At 72.2% G+C, this 17504-nt stretch carries 18 protein-coding genes; all 18 read left to right on the top strand.

The features are described 5' to 3' along the window. Positions 1-85: 85 nt before the first annotated feature. The 18 genes from ASE27_RS14860 (at position 86) to metK (ending at position 17494) form a co-directional block, all read left to right on the top strand. A complete protein-coding gene (locus ASE27_RS14860) occupies positions 86-532 on the top strand; it encodes a type II 3-dehydroquinate dehydratase (RefSeq protein ID WP_056652020.1) in 447 nt (148 codons plus the stop codon). 88 nt (positions 533-620) lie between these two features. Next, positions 621-1235 (top strand): hypothetical protein, encoded by a 615-nt coding sequence (locus ASE27_RS14855; protein WP_056652017.1) that lies wholly within the window; start codon positions 621-623, stop codon positions 1233-1235. Then, positions 1232-1840 (top strand): hypothetical protein, encoded by a 609-nt coding sequence (locus tag ASE27_RS14850; RefSeq protein ID WP_235534409.1) that lies wholly within the window; start codon positions 1232-1234, stop codon positions 1838-1840. Before ASE27_RS14855 ends, ASE27_RS14850 begins: the two co-directional genes overlap by 4 nt. A 196-nt stretch (positions 1841-2036) precedes the next feature. Further along, positions 2037-2600, top strand: coding sequence for an elongation factor P (efp, locus tag ASE27_RS14845; protein WP_056652011.1), 564 nt, complete (start codon positions 2037-2039; stop codon positions 2598-2600). 1 nt (position 2601) lies between these two features. After that, positions 2602-3018, top strand: a complete 417-nt coding sequence (nusB, locus tag ASE27_RS14840; RefSeq protein ID WP_056652009.1) for a transcription antitermination factor NusB — start codon at positions 2602-2604, stop codon at positions 3016-3018. Between the two features lie 292 nt (positions 3019-3310). Further along, the gene (gene pyrR, locus ASE27_RS14835; protein WP_056652006.1) at positions 3311-3973 is read left to right on the top strand and encodes a bifunctional pyr operon transcriptional regulator/uracil phosphoribosyltransferase PyrR; all 663 of its coding nucleotides are present in this window, start codon (positions 3311-3313) and stop codon (positions 3971-3973) included. Next, the gene (locus tag ASE27_RS14830) at positions 3970-4983 is read left to right on the top strand and encodes an aspartate carbamoyltransferase catalytic subunit (RefSeq protein ID WP_056652003.1); all 1014 of its coding nucleotides are present in this window, start codon (positions 3970-3972) and stop codon (positions 4981-4983) included. Before pyrR ends, ASE27_RS14830 begins: the two co-directional genes overlap by 4 nt. After that, positions 4980-6326, top strand: coding sequence for a dihydroorotase (locus ASE27_RS14825; protein WP_056652000.1), 1347 nt, complete (start codon positions 4980-4982; stop codon positions 6324-6326). Before ASE27_RS14830 ends, ASE27_RS14825 begins: the two co-directional genes overlap by 4 nt. Next, complete coding sequence (locus ASE27_RS14820; RefSeq protein WP_231907732.1) at positions 6323-6886, top strand: hypothetical protein; 564 nt, start codon at positions 6323-6325, stop codon at positions 6884-6886. Before ASE27_RS14825 ends, ASE27_RS14820 begins: the two co-directional genes overlap by 4 nt. Beyond that, complete coding sequence (carA, locus tag ASE27_RS14815; RefSeq protein WP_056651997.1) at positions 6883-8142, top strand: glutamine-hydrolyzing carbamoyl-phosphate synthase small subunit; 1260 nt, start codon at positions 6883-6885, stop codon at positions 8140-8142. The genes ASE27_RS14820 and carA overlap by 4 nt, the downstream gene beginning before the upstream one ends. Before the next feature lie 3 nt (positions 8143-8145). Next, a complete protein-coding gene (carB, locus tag ASE27_RS14810; protein ID WP_056651994.1) occupies positions 8146-11493 on the top strand; it encodes a carbamoyl-phosphate synthase large subunit in 3348 nt (1115 codons plus the stop codon). Then, the gene (pyrF, locus tag ASE27_RS14805) at positions 11490-12377 is read left to right on the top strand and encodes an orotidine-5'-phosphate decarboxylase (protein WP_056651991.1); all 888 of its coding nucleotides are present in this window, start codon (positions 11490-11492) and stop codon (positions 12375-12377) included. Before carB ends, pyrF begins: the two co-directional genes overlap by 4 nt. A gap of 105 nt (positions 12378-12482) precedes the next feature. Next, a complete protein-coding gene (locus ASE27_RS14800; RefSeq protein ID WP_056651989.1) occupies positions 12483-13361 on the top strand; it encodes a tyrosine-protein phosphatase in 879 nt (292 codons plus the stop codon). Between the two features lie 127 nt (positions 13362-13488). Further along, the gene (gene mihF / locus ASE27_RS14795) at positions 13489-13800 is read left to right on the top strand and encodes an integration host factor, actinobacterial type (protein WP_056651986.1); all 312 of its coding nucleotides are present in this window, start codon (positions 13489-13491) and stop codon (positions 13798-13800) included. A gap of 1 nt (position 13801) precedes the next feature. Continuing rightward, entirely contained in the window at positions 13802-14416 is a 615-nt protein-coding gene (gene gmk, locus ASE27_RS14790) for a guanylate kinase (RefSeq protein ID WP_139107725.1), read from the top strand. A gap of 228 nt (positions 14417-14644) precedes the next feature. Continuing rightward, positions 14645-14917: a DNA-directed RNA polymerase subunit omega gene (rpoZ, locus tag ASE27_RS14785; RefSeq protein WP_056651983.1), complete on the top strand. Its 273-nt coding sequence runs from the start codon at positions 14645-14647 to the stop codon at positions 14915-14917. A gap of 67 nt (positions 14918-14984) precedes the next feature. After that, complete coding sequence (gene coaBC, locus ASE27_RS14780) at positions 14985-16220, top strand: bifunctional phosphopantothenoylcysteine decarboxylase/phosphopantothenate--cysteine ligase CoaBC (RefSeq protein WP_056651980.1); 1236 nt, start codon at positions 14985-14987, stop codon at positions 16218-16220. A 65-nt stretch (positions 16221-16285) separates the two neighbouring features. Then, positions 16286-17494, top strand: coding sequence for a methionine adenosyltransferase (gene metK, locus ASE27_RS14775; RefSeq protein WP_056651977.1), 1209 nt, complete (start codon positions 16286-16288; stop codon positions 17492-17494). Positions 17495-17504 lie beyond the last annotated feature (10 nt).

The raw sequence follows: 17504 nt of genomic DNA, 5'->3' as shown, positions 1-17504 counted from the left end.
ATGGGCGGCGCCTTGGCGCAAGTTGCTCAACCCAAGCGGATGGACGTCAGTTCGTGCGGAAAGCGATGCCCGCTAGGCTCTGCGCATGACTCGTGTCCTCATCCTCAACGGTCCCAACCTCGGTCGCCTGGGCGTCCGCGAGCCCGACGTCTACGGGGCGGCGTCCTACGCCGACCTGGTCGCGGCGGGCGAGCGCTGGGGAGCGGAGAACGACCTCGAGGTCCAGGTCCGCCAGACGGACGACGAGTCGGAGCTGGTCGGCTGGTTGCACGGCGCGGTCGACGACGGCGCGCACGTGGTGCTCAACCCCGCGGCGTTCACGCACTACTCGTACGCTCTGCGGGACGCGGCGGCGCAGGTGACCAAGGCGGGCCTGCTGCTCGTCGAGGTGCACCTGAGCAACCCCGCGGCACGCGAGGAGTTCCGCCACAACTCGGTCATCGGCGGGGTGGCGACGGGCACCGTGGCCGGGTTCGGGTTCGACTCGTACCGCCTGGCGGTCCTGGCGATCGTGTCGCGGCTAGCGGCCTAGATCCTGCCCTATCACGCTCTGAGGCTTGATAAGAGAGAATCAAGTTCTACCCCTTGAGGATGGTGGATCAAGGGTCTACCGTGGAGGGATGTTCGTCCTGACAGTGGACCAGAGAGCCAGCACCCGCCGGGGGGACCTCGTGCCGGACCTGCTCGGCCGCCTCGCGCCCTACGAGGACCGCGCGGGGGTCGTCATCCCCTTCGACCGGACCGTCGGCGACGAGGTGCAGGCCGTGCTCGACGACGCCGCGCTCGTCGTGGAGCTCGTCCTCGCCCTGGGCAGGTGGGGAGGCTGGAGCACGGGTCTCGGCATCGGTCAGGTGCTTCCCGGGCCCGACGGGCGTCTGCCCCAGGCCTCGCGCGAGGCGTCCGGGTCGGCGTTCGTCCACGCCCGCGCCGCGGTCGAGCGGGCCAAGACCCGCGGCAGCCCCGTCCCGACGGCAGTCGAAGGACCCGACCCGGCGGCAGCCGGCGAGGTCGAGGCGCTCCTGCGGCTCCTGCTCGCGGTGGGCGCCCGGCGCACCCCGGCGGGCTGGGAGGTCGTCGACGCGCTCGCGCGTGTGGGTGGCACCCAGAAGGATGTGGCCCGGGACCTCGGGATCAGCGAGCAGGCCGTGAGCCAACGCCTGCGCGCGAGCCTGTGGTCCGAGGAAGCGGCCGTCCGGCCGGTCGTGACGAGACTCCTGCAGGAGGCAGACGCGTGAGCTTCGCATCAGGGATGGCCGTGGCGGGGGTCGTGGTCGCGACCCTCCTGCTCAGCGTGCTGGGCGGCATGCTCGTCACGCCATGGGTCCTGCGGGCCGCGGCGCGCCGCTCCGAGATCGAGGGGGAGGTCCCTCCGGCCAGGGACCCGGGCCCCGTCCCGCCGCCGCCCGGACACGTCGTCCCGGCCGCAGGGGCGACCACGGCGCCGAGCGCTCCCGTCCCTCCTCCGCCGGCCGTCGGCGTGCCTGCCGGGCCACCCGTGTCGTCCCTGTCGGCCCCGGCCGTCCCGCCCGCCGCACCCGACCCGGCGGCCGGAGCGGCGTCGTCGGACCCTGGCGGGCCCCTCGGCGACGAGGCCGTCCAGACCCTGCGCGGCGGCACGTGGATCGGGATCCTCGAGCGCCTCGCGATCACGGGCTGCCTGCTCGCCGGGTACCCCGCGGGGGTCGCGTTCGTGGTCGCGATCAAGGGCCTGGGGCGCTACCCCGAGCTGCGCGACCACCCCGTCGCGGCCGAGCGCTTCATGATCGGCACCCTGGCCTCGATGATCTGGGCCGGAGCGACCGGAATCCTCGGCGCAGCGATCCTTGGTCTCCTCCGGTAGACTGGACCGGGCCTTTCGCGGCCCCCGGGAACGCCGCAGCGCTCGAACGCTGCTGTCGGCGCGGGGAGCCCGCCAGGAAGGGCCCGCTACCGCCAGGGCGCGCACCCGAACGTGTGCGCATCAGTGGATCGCACGTGGCTCCCACCGCGAGACACCCCGACGGCAGCCCCATGACAACGCGACAGGAAGACCGAACGTGGCGACGACCAACGACATCAAGAACGGCACCGTGCTCAAGCTCGACGGCCAGCTGTGGACGATCATCGAGTTCCAGCACGTCAAGCCCGGCAAGGGTGGCGCCTTCGTTCGCACCAAGATGAAGAACGTCCTGTCCGGCAAGACCGTCGACAAGACCTTCAACGCCGGCCTCAAGATCGAGACCGCGAACGTCGACAAGCGCGACATGCAGTACCTGTACAAGGACGGCGAGGACTTCGTCTTCATGGACACGTCCACGTACGACCAGATCACGGTCCCGGCCGCGACCGTCGGCGACGCCGCGGACTACATGCTCGAGAGCCAGAGCGCGCTCGTCGCGACGAACGAGGGCGTGCCGCTCTACGTCGAGCTGCCCCCGTCGGTCGTCCTCGAGATCACCTACACCGAGCCGGGCCTGCAGGGCGACCGCTCCACGGGCGGCACCAAGCCCGCGACGCTCGAGACCGGCGCACAGATCCAGGTCCCGCTGTTCCTCGAGCAGGGCACCAAGGTCAAGGTCGACACCCGCGACGGTTCCTACCTGGGGCGCGTGAACGACTGACGTGGGTGCTCGAACCAAGGCACGCAAGCGCGCGCTCGACGTCCTCTTCGAGGCCGAGCAGCGCCAGCTGGACCCGCAGACCCTTCTCGCCGACCGGATCGTCGACTCGGGCAGCCAGACGCCCCTGCCGCAGTACACCGTGGACCTCGTCGAGGGAGTCCTGGCGCACCGCGAGCGGATCGACGAGCTGCTCGAGACCTACTCGCACGGGTGGACCCTCGAGCGCATGCCCGCGGTCGACCGCGCGCTCCTGCGCATCGGCAGCTGGGAGATCCTCTACAACGACGACGTCCCCGACGCCGTCGCGATCGACGAGGCCGTCGACCTCGCCCGTGAGCTCTCGACGGACGACTCGCCGAGCTTCGTCAACGGCCTGCTGGCCCGCATCGAGGAGATGAAGCCGACGATCCTGGCCTGAGCCAGGTCGGCCGGCAGTACCTCACGCCACCTCGGTGGCACGACGTGCCTCCGGACGCCGGTCCCGCCCTCGTGGCGGGGCCGGCGTCCGTGCGTCCGGGGCTGCGGTCGGGGCTGCACGGAGCGACCGACAGCCCGGCGGCGCGCCTGCCTGCCCCGCCGGCCGCACTGTGACCAACGACGCCTGCCCACCCCGTGAGAAGCGCCGGGGCCCGCCCCGGCCGGGCGGTAGGGTGAAGGAGTCAGATTTCCTTTAAGGCCCGTCCAGTGAGGCGGGGAAGGGGGTCGCCAGAATGAGTTCTGGGCCTGCCGTACCATCTTCCGTTCCACCCGTCACCCCCGAGGACGCCTCGGCCGGCGTGACCACCGTTCTCGGCGAGACCGAGATCGCGCGGGCGCTGACCCGCATCGCCCATGAGATCGTCGAGCGCAACAAGGGCGCGCACGACGTGGTCCTCCTGGGCATCCCCACCCGAGGCGTCCCCCTGGCCGTGCGGCTCGCCGAGCGCCTCGCGACGATCGAGCCGGGTCTCGACACCGCGAGCATCGTGGGTGAGCTCGACGTCACCATGTACCGCGACGACCTGCACAAGCACCCGGTCCGCACCATCGGCGCGACCCGCCTGCCGGCCTCCGGGATCGACGGCAAGGTCGTCGTCCTGGTCGACGACGTGCTGTTCTCCGGTCGCACCATCCGCGCGGCGCTCGACGCGATCAGCGACATCGGCCGCCCCCGCGCGGTCCAGCTCGCCGCGCTGGTCGACCGCGGGCACCGCGAGCTGCCGATCCGTCCCGACTACGTGGGCAAGAACCTGCCCACCTCCCTCTCCGAGCGCGTGAGCGTGCGCCTCGTCGAGACCGACGGACCTGTCGACGGCGCCGCCACGGGTGAGCCCGTGGCCGACGCGGTCCTGATCAGCCAGCGGCCCACCACGTCCAGCGAGGGCACCCGATGAAGCACCTGCTGTCCACCGCGGACCTCTCGCGCGCCGACGCGATCCGTATCCTCGACACGGCCGCGCAGATGGCCGCGACGCAGTCGCGCGAGATCAAGAAGCTCCCGACGCTGCGCGGTCGCACGGTCGTCAACCTGTTCTTCGAGGACTCGACGCGCACCCGGATCTCGTTCGAGACCGCGGCCAAGCGGCTGTCGGCCGACGTCATCAACTTCTCGGCCAAGGGGTCGAGCGTGTCCAAGGGCGAGTCGCTCAAGGACACGGCCCTGACCCTGCAGGCCATGGGCGCCGACGCGGTCGTGATCCGCCACCAGGCCTCGGGTGCCCCGCACACGCTCGCGCACGCCGGCTGGGTCGACTCGGCGGTCGTCAACGCGGGCGACGGGATGCACCAGCACCCCACGCAGGCGCTGCTCGACGCGTTCACCATGCGCCGCCACCTGGTCGGGCGCGGCGCCGCGGGCGCCTCGATCACCGGCGACCCTACCGGCCAGGACCTCGCGGGCCTGCGGGTCGCGATCGTCGGCGACGTGCTGCACTCGCGCGTGGCCCGTTCCAACGTCCACCTGCTGCACACGCTCGGCGCGAAGGTCACCCTGGTGGCCCCGCCCACGCTCGTGCCCGTGGGTGTCGAGACCTGGCCGTGCGACGTCTCGTACCACCTCGACGAGGTCCTCGCGGAGACCGCCCCGGACGCCGTGATGATGCTCCGCGTCCAGCGCGAGCGCATGAGCGGCTCGGGAGCAGGTGGGGGAGCGTTCTTCCCCAACCCGCTCGAGTACACGCGCAACTTCGGGCTCGACGGGCGCCGCCTGGCGCTCCTGCCCGACCACTCCATCGTCATGCACCCCGGCCCCATGAACCGTGGCCTGGAGATCTCGGCGGAGGCCGCCGACTCACCGCGCGCGGTGATCGTCGAGCAGGTCGCCAACGGGGTCGCGGTGCGCATGGCCGTCCTCTACCTGCTCCTCGCGGGCGACGCTTCCACGGAAAGGGCTGGACTCGAATGAGCGAGCAGACCACGAACCCCACCTACGTCCTGCAGGGCGCGGCACCGCTGGGCGCCGACCCGGTCGACCTGGTCCTCGCGGGCGGCGTCATCACCGAGGTCCGCGCGGCGAACAGCCCGGTCACGGACGGCGAGACCGTCGTCGACGCGGCCGGCCTGGTCGCCCTGCCCGGCCTCGTCGACCTGCACACGCACCTGCGCGAGCCGGGGCGCGAGGACGCCGAGACCATCGTCTCGGGCACGCGCGCCGCGGCCGTGGGCGGCTTCACCGCGGTGCACGCCATGGCCAACACGACCCCGGTCGCGGACACCGCGGGCGTCGTCGAGCAGGTCTGGCGGATCGGGCGCGACGCGGGCTGGGTCGACGTCCACCCGGTCGGCGCGGTCAGCGTGGGCCTCGAGGGCCACCACCTCGCCGAGATCGGCGCCATGGCCGACTCGGCCGCGCGCGTGCGCGTGTTCTCGGACGACGGCAAGTGCGTCTGGGACCCCATCCTGATGCGCCGCGCCCTGGAGTACGTCAAGGCGTTCGACGGCGTCGTGGCCCAGCACGCGCAGGAGCCCCGCCTCACGGAGGGCGCCCAGATGAACGAGGGCGTCGTCTCGGCCGAGCTTGGTCTCGCGGGCTGGCCCGCGGTCGCCGAGGAGGCGATCATCGCGCGCGACGTGCTGCTCGCCGAGCACGTGGGCTCGCGCCTGCACGTGTGCCACCTGTCCACGGCCGGCTCGGTCGAGATCATCCGCTGGGCCAAGGGCCGCGGGATCGACGTGACGGCCGAGGTCACCCCGCACCACCTCATCCTTACCGACGAGCTCGCGCGCGACTACGACCCGACGTTCAAGGTCAACCCTCCGCTACGTACCGCGGCGGACGTCGAGGCCGTGCGCCAGGGCCTGGCCGACGGCACGATCGACATCGTCGCGACCGACCACGCCCCGCACACGCGCGAGGACAAGGACTGCGAGTGGGCCGCGGCCGCGTTCGGCATGACGGGCCTGGAGACGGCCCTGAGCGTCGTGCAGGAGACCATGGTCGACTCGGGCCGCATGACCTGGGCGGACGTGGCGCGCGTCCTGTCGGCCGCGCCCGCGCGCATCGGCCGCATCGACGAGGGCCCGACGGCGCAGGGTCGCCCCCTCGAGGTCGGCGAGCCCGCCAACGTGGTCCTCGTGGACCCGGCGGCCCGGCGCGTGGTCGACGGCTCGGCGCAGGCCACGGCGAGCACCAACACGCCCTTCCAGGGCTACGAGCTCCCGGGACGGGTCGTCGCGACCTTCCTGCGCGGGCGCGCGACCGTCCTGGACGGCACCCCGGTCGAGCAGGTCGTGGGGGTCCGCTCGTGAACCTCCCCCTGCCCGTCGCGGTCGGCATCTGGGTCGTCATCGGCCTGGTCCTGCTCACGGTCGTCTTCGTGGGCCTCAAGCGCCTGACGACCCGCACGGCCCAGACCGTCCCCGCCCCGCCGGCCGTCCCCGAGGGCGACCTGGGCGAGGTGCTGGCCGGCCCCGTGACCGCGGTCTACGTCTCCAGCACGCTCGCGGGGGACTGGCTCGCCCGCGTCGGGGCGCACCGCCTCGGCTTCCGGTCGAACGCGACCGTGACCGTGCACCGCACCGGAGTCCTGGTCTCCCGACAGGGCGCACCCGACCTCTTCCTGGCCGCGAGCGCCCTCGAGGCCGTCTCGCTGGCCCCCGGGATGGCGGGCAAGTACGTGGGCAAGGACGGCCTGGTCGTGCTGACCTGGACCGTCCCCGCGGCCGGGGACGCGCCCGCCACACGCCTGGATACTGGACTGCGGACCCAGCAGACCGCCGACCGTGCCACCCTCCTGAACGCCGTGCGCGAGCTTCTTCCCGCCGCCGACGGCGCACCGAACGACGACTCGAAGGAGCCGCAGCAGTGAGCATCTCGACCCCCAGCACGGACGCCCAGGCCGACGACCGGACCGCGGTCCTGGTCCTCGAGGACGGCACGACCCTGACGGGCCTGGCCTACGGGGCCCGTGGCACGACGTTCGGCGAGATCGTCTTCAACACCGGCATGACCGGCTACCAGGAGACGCTGACCGACCCGTCCTACCACCGGCAGATCGTCGTCATGACGGCCCCCCACATCGGGAACACGGGAGTCAACGACGAGGACGCCGAGTCGACCCGCATCTGGGTCAGCGGCTACGTGGTGCGCGACCCTGCGCGCCGCGCCTCGAACTGGCGCGCGACGCGCTCGCTCGACGAGGACCTCGCGGCGCAGGGCGTCGTGGGCATCAGCTCGATCGACACGCGTGCCCTCACGCGCCACCTGCGCGAGCTCGGCACGATGCGTGCGGGCATCTTCTCGGGCGAGGACCTGCGTCGTGGCGGCTACCCGCGCCCCACGGAGGAGCTCGTCGAGCTCGTCCGCTCGGCCCCGGCCATGACGGGCGCGGACCTGGCCCGCGAGGTCAGCACGCCCGAGGCGTACGTCGTGGAGCCCTCGGGCGAGCACGCCGGCCAGGAGCCGGTCGCGACGGTCGTCGCGGTCGACCTGGGCATCAAGGCCATGACGCCCCAGCGCCTCGCCGAGCGCGGCGTGCGGGTGCACGTCGTGCCGAGCACGACCACGATCGACCAGATCGTCGCGCTCGCGCCCGACGGCGTGTTCTTCTCCAACGGCCCGGGCGACCCGGGCGCGGCGACGACCGAGGTCGAGCTGCTGCGCGCGGTCCTCGACCGCGGCATCCCGTACTTCGGCATCTGCTTCGGCAACCAGATCCTGGGCCGCGCGCTCGGGTACGGCACCTACAAGCTCGGCTACGGCCACCGCGGCATCAACCAGCCGGTGCTCGACCGCACCACGGGCAAGGTCGAGGTCACCGCGCACAACCACGGCTTCGCCGTCGACGCCCCGCGCGACGGGGAGTCGGTCGCCCCGCACGACGGCGGGCGCTACGGCCGCGTCGTCGTCTCGCACATCGGTCTCAACGACCAGGTCGTCGAGGGGCTCGCGTGCCTCGACCGCCCGGCCTTCTCGGTGCAGTACCACCCCGAGGCCGCAGCGGGCCCGCACGACGCCGCCTACCTCTTCGACCGCTTCCTCGACCTGATGCGCGACTCCGCAGGGGCCTCCGGCTCCGCGACGAACGCCGCCCCGGTCACCCCGTCCTCCGAAAGTGAGATCTGAGCCGTGCCTCGCAGAACTGACATCTCCAGCGTCCTGGTGATCGGCTCCGGGCCGATCGTCATCGGCCAGGCGTGCGAGTTCGACTACTCGGGCACGCAGGCCTGCCGCGTCCTGAAGGAGGAGGGCCTGCGGGTCATCCTCGTCAACTCGAACCCCGCCACGATCATGACGGACCCCGAGTTCGCCGACGCGACCTACGTCGAGCCCATCACGACCGAGGTCCTGACGACCATCATCGCCAAGGAGCGCCCCGACGCGCTGCTCGCGACCCTCGGCGGCCAGACGGCCCTCAACGCCGCGATCGCGCTCGACGAGGCCGGGGTCCTCGCGCAGTACGACGTCGAGCTCATCGGGGCGAACATCGCCGCGATCGAGAAGGGCGAGGACCGCCAGCAGTTCAAGGAGGTCGTCGAGAAGTGCGGCGGCGAGAGCGCCCGCTCGGAGATCATCCACACGATCGACGAGGCCATCGCGGCCGCCGACTCGCTCGGCTACCCCATGGTCGTGCGCCCCTCCTTCACCATGGGCGGTCTCGGCTCGGGCATCGCCTACGACGAGCAGGACCTGCGCCGCATCGTGGGCCAGGGCCTGCACTACTCGCCCACGACCGAGGTGCTCCTCGAGGAGTCGATCCTCGGCTGGAAGGAGTACGAGCTCGAGCTCATGCGCGACACCGCGGACAACGTGGTCGTCGTGTGCTCGATCGAGAACGTGGACCCGGTCGGCGTGCACACGGGCGACTCGGTCACGGTCGCCCCGGCGCTCACGCTCACGGACCGCGAGTTCCAGAAGCTGCGCGACATCGGCATCGCGGTCATCCGCGAGGTCGGCGTCGACACGGGCGGCTGCAACATCCAGTACGCGGTGCACCCCGACACGGGCCGCATCATCGTCATCGAGATGAACCCGCGCGTCTCGCGCTCGTCGGCGCTGGCGTCCAAGGCCACGGGGTTCCCGATCGCGAAGATCGCCGCGAAGCTCGCGGTGGGCTACACGCTCGACGAGATCCCCAACGACATCACGCAGGTCACGCCCGCGTCGTTCGAGCCCACGCTCGACTACGTCGTGGTCAAGGTCCCGCGCTTCGCGTTCGAGAAGTTCCCGGCCGCGGACCCGACGCTCTCGACGACCATGAAGTCGGTCGGCGAGGCCATGGCCATGGGCCGCAACTTCACCGAGGCGCTCGGCAAGGCCATGCGGTCGATCGACAAGGCCGGCTCGGTCTTCCACTGGGACGGCGAGCCCGTCTCGGGCGAGGCGCTCGACGAGCTCCTGGCGGAGATCGCCCGCCCGACCGAGGGCCGCCTGGTCGCGACCCAGCAGGCGCTGCGCGCCGGCGCGAGCCTCGAGCAGGTCTTCGAGGCCACCAAGATCGACCCGTGGTTCCTGGACCAGATCCAGCTCATCAACGAGGTCGCCGAGTCGGTCGCCTCGGCCGACGCGCTCACGCGCGACGTGCTGCTCGAGGCCAAGCGCCACGGTCTGTCGGACCCGCAGATCGCGAAGCTGCGCGGCATGGGTGCGGCGGGGGAGTCCACGGTCCGAGAGGTCCGCTACGCGCTCGACGTGCGCCCGGTCTACAAGACGGTCGACACGTGCGCGGCCGAGTTCGCCGCCAAGACGCCGTACCACTACTCGTCGTACGACCTCGAGTCCGAGGTCGCACCGCGCGAGCGTCCCGCGGTCCTGATCCTGGGCTCGGGCCCCAACCGCATCGGTCAGGGCATCGAGTTCGACTACTCGTGCGTGCACGCGACCCTCGCGCTCAAGGACGAGTACGAGACCGTCATGGTCAACTGCAACCCGGAGACCGTCTCGACGGACTACGACACCTCGGACCGCCTCTACTTCGAGCCGCTCACGTTCGAGGACGTCCTCGAGGTCTACCAGGCCGAGCTCGCCGCGGGACCCGTCGCGGGCATCATCGTGCAGCTCGGCGGCCAGACCCCGCTGAGCCTCGCGCAGCGACTGGCCGACGCGGGCCTGCCCATCCTCGGCACCTCGCCCGAGGCCATCGACGCGGCCGAGGACCGTGGCGTGTTCGGTCGCGTCCTGGCCGAGGCGGGCCTGCCCGCCCCGGCGTTCGGCACGGCGACGTCCCTGGCCGAGGCCCAGGAGATCGCCGAGGGCATCGGCTACCCGGTGCTCGTGCGTCCCTCCTACGTGCTCGGTGGGCGCGGCATGGAGATCGTCTACTCGGCCGAGCAGCTCACGGGCTACGTCGAGCGTGCGCTGCACGCCGCCGCGACCGACGACCGCACCACGACGGGCTCGCTGCCCGCGCCGCTGCTCATCGACCGCTTCCTCGACGACGCGATGGAGATCGACGTCGACGCGCTCTACGACGGCACCGAGATGTACCTCGGCGGCGTCATGGAGCACATCGAGGAGGCCGGCATCCACTCGGGCGACTCGGCCTGCGTGCTGCCCCCCGTCTCGCTGAGCGAGGCCGAGATCGAGCGCATCCGCCGCTCGACCGAGGCCATCGCCAAGGGCGTGGGCGTGCGCGGCCTGCTCAACGTGCAGTACGCGCTGGTCTCGGACGTCCTGTACGTCCTGGAGGCCAACCCGCGCGCCTCGCGCACGGTCCCGTTCGTCTCCAAGGCCACGGGAGTCTCCCTGGCCAAGGCCGCTGCCCGTGTCATGGTGGGCGAGTCGATCGCCGACCTGCGCGCGAGCGGCATCCTGCCCGCCGAGGGCGACGGCGGGACGCTCGACCTCGACGCCCCCATCGCGGTCAAGGAGGCCGTGCTGCCGTTCAAGCGGTTCCGCACGACCGACGGCATCGTGGTCGACACGGTCCTGGGCCCGGAGATGCGCTCGACGGGTGAGGTCATGGGCTTCGACCGCGACTTCCCGCGCGCGTTCGCCAAGTCCCAGGCGGCGGCGTTCGGCGGCCTGCCGACCAAGGGCTCGGTCTTCGTGTCGGTCGCGGACCGCGACAAGCGTTCGATCGTCTTCCCGATCAAGCGCCTCACCGAGCTGGGCTTCGAGATCCTCGCGACCCAGGGCACCGCGGGCGTCCTGCGCCGCAACGGCATCCCTGCCACGATCGTGCGCAAGTTCTCCTCGGGCCGCGGCGCGGACGGTGAGCCGACGATCGTCGACCTCATCACCGAGGGCAAGGTCGACATGGTCATCAACACACCCTCGGGCCAGGGCGCGCGCGCCGACGGCTACGAGATCCGCGCAGCCACGACCGCCGCGGACAAGCCGATCGTCACGACGACCCAGCAGCTCGCTGCCGCCGTCCAGGGCATCGAGGCGGTGCTCGCGGGTCCGTTCGACGTGTGGAGCCTGCAGGAGCACATGACGGCCACGGCCGCGCGTCACGCCGCGGCGGACGCGTGAGCGCCGCCGTGACCCCGGCCCGTCGCCCCTTCGGGGAGCGGCTCGCCGCGGCCATGGACTCCCTCGGGCCGCTGTGCGTGGGCATCGACCCGCACCCGGGCCTGCTCGCGGCGTGGGGCTTGCCCGACGACGCCACGGGGGTCCGTGAGTTCGGCCTGCGGGTCGTGGAGGCCGTGGGTGGGCACGTCGCTGCGCTCAAGCCGCAGTCGGCGCTGTTCGAGCGCCACGGCTCGCGCGGGGTCGCGGCGCTCGAGGAGGTCCTGGCCGCTGCGGCGGCCGCGGGGCCGTCCGGGACGCTGACGATCGTCGACGCCAAGCGCGGCGACATCGGGTCGACCATGGCGGGGTACGCGGACGCCTACCTGCGCGACGGCTCGCCGCTCGCGGGTGACGCGCTGACGGTCTCGCCGTACCTGGGCTTCGGGTCGCTGACCCCGGCCGTGGAGGCCGCGCTCGAGACGGGGCGCGGGCTGTTCGTGCTGTGCCTGACGTCCAACCCGGAGGGCGCTTCGGTCCAGCACGCCCGCACGGGCGCCGGGGCCGACGTCCGCTCGGTCGCCGCGCGCATCGCGGCGGAGGCCGCGGCCCTCAACGAGGGTGTGGACCCGCTCGGGTCGATCGGGCTGGTCGTGGGCGCGACCATCGGTGACGCGGCGCGCAACACCGGGGTGGACCTGCCGGCCGTCAACGGGCCGCTGCTGGCTCCCGGGGTCGGTGCGCAGGGCGCTGGCGCGGCCGAGCTCGCCGCGGTGTTCGGCGACGCTCGTCGCCAGGTGCTCGCGTCGACCTCGCGCGGTGTGCTCGCGGCCGGGCCCGACGCGGCCTCGCTCCTCGAGGCGGCACGGACGGCCTCGCGCGAGGCGGCTGACGCGCTGCGCGGCTGAGAACCAGCAGCACGCTCGCAGACGTCCGAGGGGGCGCCCACCGATTCCGGTGGGCGCCCCCTCGGACGTGGGGCGGCTCTTGACGCGACCTGACAGACTCGCCCCATGACCTCCTCCCTCGCTGCTCACGCCCGGACGAACGACCCCGGAGCCCTCGACATCCCCGGGACCTGGAACGCACGCGACGTGGGTGGTCGCGCCGTGCCGGTCGGCGCCACCGAGCCGTTGCGTACCGGCGTCCTGCTGCGCACCGCCGGCCTGTCCAGGCTGACGCCCGAGGGCGTGGCCGCGCTCGAGGCGCTCGGCGTGACCGTCGACCTCGACCTGCGTGGCGAGGACGAGGTCGAGCGCGACGGGCAGGACGTCGTCCCGGCGACCACGCGGGTGGTGCCCCGGCGGATGGACCCGGGCGCCGGCGTCGGGCACGCGCTGCGCGCCTCGAGCGACGGGGCAGACGGCGTCGACGCCGAGGACTCCGAGGAACGGTCGGCCGACACCGCCGCGATGATCGGTCAGCTGATCGGTTCGAAGGACCCGCAGGCGCTGGCCCGTGCCATGATGCACGGCGTCTATGCGACGTTCGTCACGGACCCGGGGATCCGCAGGACGGTCGGAGCGGCGCTGCAGGACGTCGCAGACGCCGACGGCGCGGTCGTCGTGCACTGCTCGGCGGGCAAGGACCGCACGGGGTGGATCGTCGCCCTGGTCCAGCACGTCTGTGGCGTGAGCGACGAGGACCGGCTCGCCGAGTACCTCGCGAGCGCCGCCGCGGTCGAGGGCATGGCCGCCGTGATCCCCCCGATCCCCGGGCTCGACAAGGAGGCGCTGACGCCGCTGCTGGGCGTCGAGCCCGAGTACCTGCAGGGAGCGTGGACGCTCGCCGAGCAGGAGTTCGGGAGCATCGACGGATACCTCGACGCGTGCGGCGTCGAGCCTGCGACCAGGGAGAAGATCGTCAGGAAGTTCGCTGCTCAGGGCGTGTGAACGTTGCCTGACCTGCCAGGTGTGACTAGTTTCGAAGGTGTCGAGGTCGCCACCGGGGCTCGTGATCCGGTCGGCGGCCCCGGTGCACGTGTGGGCCCATCCGTCTGAGGACAAGTAGGTGACTTGCGTGGCACTACCATCCCTGACCCCCGAGCAGCGCGCGGCCAATCTCGAGAAGGCGGCCGAGGCGCGTCGAGCTCGCGCCGAGGTCAAGAACCGGCTGAAGTACTCCCAGGGCTCTCTCGCCGAGGTGATCGAGCAGGGCCGCACCGACGACGTGATCGGCAAGCTGCGCGTCGTCGCGCTGCTGGAGTCGCTCCCCGGCGTAGGTAAGGTGAAGGCCCGGGCGATCATGGAAGAGATCGGGATCGCCGAGACGCGTCGCGTCCGCGGGCTGGGACCCCACCAGTCCGCGGCGCTCATCGAGAGGTTTGGCTGACATTTCCGCTTCACCTGCTGCGCCGGTTGCCTCGTCACCCGCCGCACCACAGCATCCTGCCCGCCTGACCGTCCTGGCGGGCCCGACCGCCGTCGGGAAGGGGACCGTGTCCGCGGACATCCGCGCCCGCTACCCGCAGGTGTGGCTGTCCGTGTCCGCGACGACCCGTGAGGCACGCCCCGGCGAGGTGGACGGTGTCCACTACCACTTCATCTCGACCGAGGAGTTCGACCGCATGGTCGCCCAGGGCGAGATGCTCGAGTGGGCCGTGGTGCACGGACGCAACCGGTACGGCACCCCGCGTCGACCGGTCGAGGAGAAGCTCGCGGCGGGCGTGCCCGCGCTGCTGGAGATCGACCTCCAGGGGGCGCGTCAGGTCCGCGCCTCGATGCCGGAGGCGCGGTTCGTGTTCCTCGCCCCGCCCAGCTGGGAGGAGCTCGAGCGGCGCCTCGTGGGGCGCGGCACGGAGGGACCTGAGGAGCGTGAGCGCCGCCTGGCGACCGCACGCGTCGAGCTGGCCGCCGAGCCGGAGTTCGACGTCGTGATCGTCAACGACGAGGTGCACCGCGCGACCGACGCGCTCGTCGAGGCCATGGGGCTGACGCCCGTCGCCTGAGAGGGTGCCGCAGAACCGTGCACGGGGAGGGCCGTCGAGCAGGACGGACCGGTCCTCCCGAGGATTTGTGCCTGCCCAGTAGACTGGTCGTCAGGCGCGTGCGTGCTGAGCGCGCGCAACCTCGTGATCCACCAGGCTGTACCCGATCCGCACGTCGTACCTGAACCATCCATCCTGCACCGGCTCTGACAGGCCGTCGCAGGTCCCCCTGACTCACGGAGTGAGACTGTGTCCGGAACCATCGCCGCCCCCGAGGGCATCACCGACCCGCCCATCGACAAGCTGCTGGAGCGCGCCGACTCCAAGTACGCGCTCGTGATCTACGCCGCCAAGCGCGCGCGCCAGATCAACGCGTACTACTCGCAGCTCAACGAGGGCCTGCTGGAGAACGTGGGCCCGCTCGTCGAGACCCGCAACCAGGAGAAGCCGCTGTCGATCGCGATGCGCGAGATCAACCAGGGCCTGCTCACCATCGAGACCGTGGACGTCCCGGCTCCCTGATCGTCGACCGCCTCCGGGCGGGCGGACGTTCCGTGCGAGGCGTGGGCGCGAGGGAGGGCTCGTACCGATGAGGATCCTGCTGGGTGTCAGCGGGGGAGTGGCGGCCTACAAGGCCGTCCTCCTGCTGCGTCTCCTGCGTGAGCAGGGGCACCGGGTGCGAGTCGTCCCCACCGCCTCCGCGCTGCGCTTCGTGGGCGCGCCCACGTTCGAGGCGCTCTCGGGCGAGAAGGTCAGCACCGAGGTGTTCGACGACGTCCCGCAGGTCGCGCACGTCGCGCTCGGCCAGGGCGCGGACCTGGTGATCGTCGCCCCCGCCACGGCGGACCTCCTCGCGCGCGCTGCCGCCGGCCGCGCGGACGACCTGCTGACCTCGACCCTCCTGACGGTGCACTGCCCCGTGGTCATGGCCCCGGCCATGCACACCGAGATGTGGCAGCACCCGGCGACCGTGGCCAACGTCGCGACGCTGCGCTCGCGCGGCGTCCACGTGATCGAGCCGGCCAGCGGCCGGCTCACGGGCAAGGACACGGGCCCCGGGCGCCTGCCCGAGCCCGAGGACATCGCTCGCCTCGCGCTCGAGGTCGCCGGCCGGGCAGGAGCCCGCGGGGCTCCCCAGGACCTGGCCGGCCTGCACGTGGTCGTCTCGGCCGGAGGCACGCGCGAGCCCATCGACCCGGTGCGCTTCATCGGGAACCTGTCGAGCGGACGCCAGGGCGTCGCGCTCGCCCGCGCGGCCCAGGACCGGGGCGCACGCGTGACCCTCGTCGGGGCGAACCTCACCGAGCCCCTCGACGGGATCGAGGACGTCGTGCGCGTCGGGTCGACCGCCGAGCTGCGGGACGCGGTCCGCGCGGCCGCGCCGAGCGCCGACGTGGTGGTCATGACGGCCGCGGTCGCGGACTTCCGCCCCGCACGCACCCCGGGCGCCAAGATCAAGAAGGTGCCGGGCCAGGGGCCCGCGCCCATCGAGCTCGTCGAGAACCCGGACATCCTGGCCGAGCTGGCGCGCGAGCGCCTGCGACCCGGGCAGGTCGTGGTCGGGTTCGCGGCCGAGACGGGCGACGAGACCGGGGACGTCCTGCACCACGGCCGCGCCAAGGCGCGCCGCAAGGGCGCCGACCTGCTGGTGATCAACCCGGTCGGCGGCGGCCGAGGGTTCGGCACGGACAGCAACGAGGTCACGATCGTCGACGCGCAGGGCGAGACCGTCGCCCAGGCCGCCGGGTCCAAGCGCGAGGTCGCGGACGCGGTGTGGGACGCGGTCCTCAAGCTCTCGCCGCCGCTCGCAGCGACCACGGACTGAGATCTCCTTCACGTCTCAGTGGTCGGATGCCGCGTATCACCTAGCGGGACAGTACGCTGGATCCCATGAGTTCTGACGACCTGCGCCTGTTCACGTCCGAGTCCGTGACGGAAGGCCACCCGGACAAGGTCTGTGATCAGATCTCCGACGCGATCCTCGATGCGCTCCTCGAGCAGGACCCCACCTCGCGTGTCGCGGTCGAGACCATGGTGACCACGGGTCTGGTCCACGTCGCGGGCGAGGTGACGACCAACGCGTACGTCGAGATCCCGCAGATCATCCGCGACGTCGTCCGGGGGATCGGCTACACGTCGTCAGCGATCGGCTTCGACGGCGACTCGTGCGGCGTCTCGGTCTCGATCGGCCAGCAGTCCCCGGACATCGCCCAGGGCGTCGACAAGAGCCTGGAAGAGCGAGATGACTCCTCGGGCCCGAGCATCTCGCGTGACCCGCTCGACGCCCAGGGCGCCGGCGACCAGGGCCTGATGTTCGGTTACGCGAGCGACGAGACCCCCACGCTCCTGCCGTTGCCGATCTTCCTCGCGCACCGCCTGGCCGAGCGTCTCGCCCGGGTCCGCAAGGACGGGTCGCTGCCGGGCCTGCGCCCCGACGGCAAGACGCAGGTGACCATCGGCTACGACGGCGACCGCGCGGTCCGCCTCGACACCGTGGTGCTCTCGACCCAGCACGACGAGGACGTCCTGCAGGAGACGCTGCGCGCACAGGTCGCCGAGCTCGTCGTGGCCCCGGTCCTCGAAGGGCTCGACCTGGACGTCGCAGACTTCCGCCTGCTCGTGAACCCGACGGGCAAGTTCGTGATCGGCGGCCCCCAGGGTGATGCCGGGCTCACGGGCCGCAAGATCATCGTCGACACCTACGGCGGCATGGCCCGGCACGGCGGCGGCGCGTTCTCGGGCAAGGACCCGTCGAAGGTCGACCGTTCGGCCGCCTACGCCACGCGCTGGGTCGCCAAGAACGTCGTCGCGGCCGGGCTCGCGCGCCGTTGTGAGGTCCAGGTCGCGTACGCGATCGGCAAGGCCCACCCCGTGGGCCTGTACGTCGAGACGTTCGGCACCGAGACGGTCCCGGTCGAGCGCATCCGTGCCGCGATCGACCAGGTCTTCGACCTGCGCCCGGCCGCGATCATCGCGGACCTGGACCTGCTGCGCCCCATCTACTCCCAGACCGCGGCCTACGGGCACTTCGGTCGCGAGCTGCCCGACTTCACGTGGGAGCGCACGGACCGCGTCGCCGCGCTCCAGGCCGCGGTCTGACCCGCGTCGC

The sequence above is a fragment of the Oerskovia sp. Root918 genome, assembly GCF_001428945.1.
GTDB classification, from domain to species: Bacteria; Actinomycetota; Actinomycetes; order Actinomycetales; family Cellulomonadaceae; genus Oerskovia; species Oerskovia enterophila.
The sequence above is the reverse complement of the archived record's forward strand: the minus strand, read 5'-3'. Positions and strand labels throughout refer to the sequence as shown.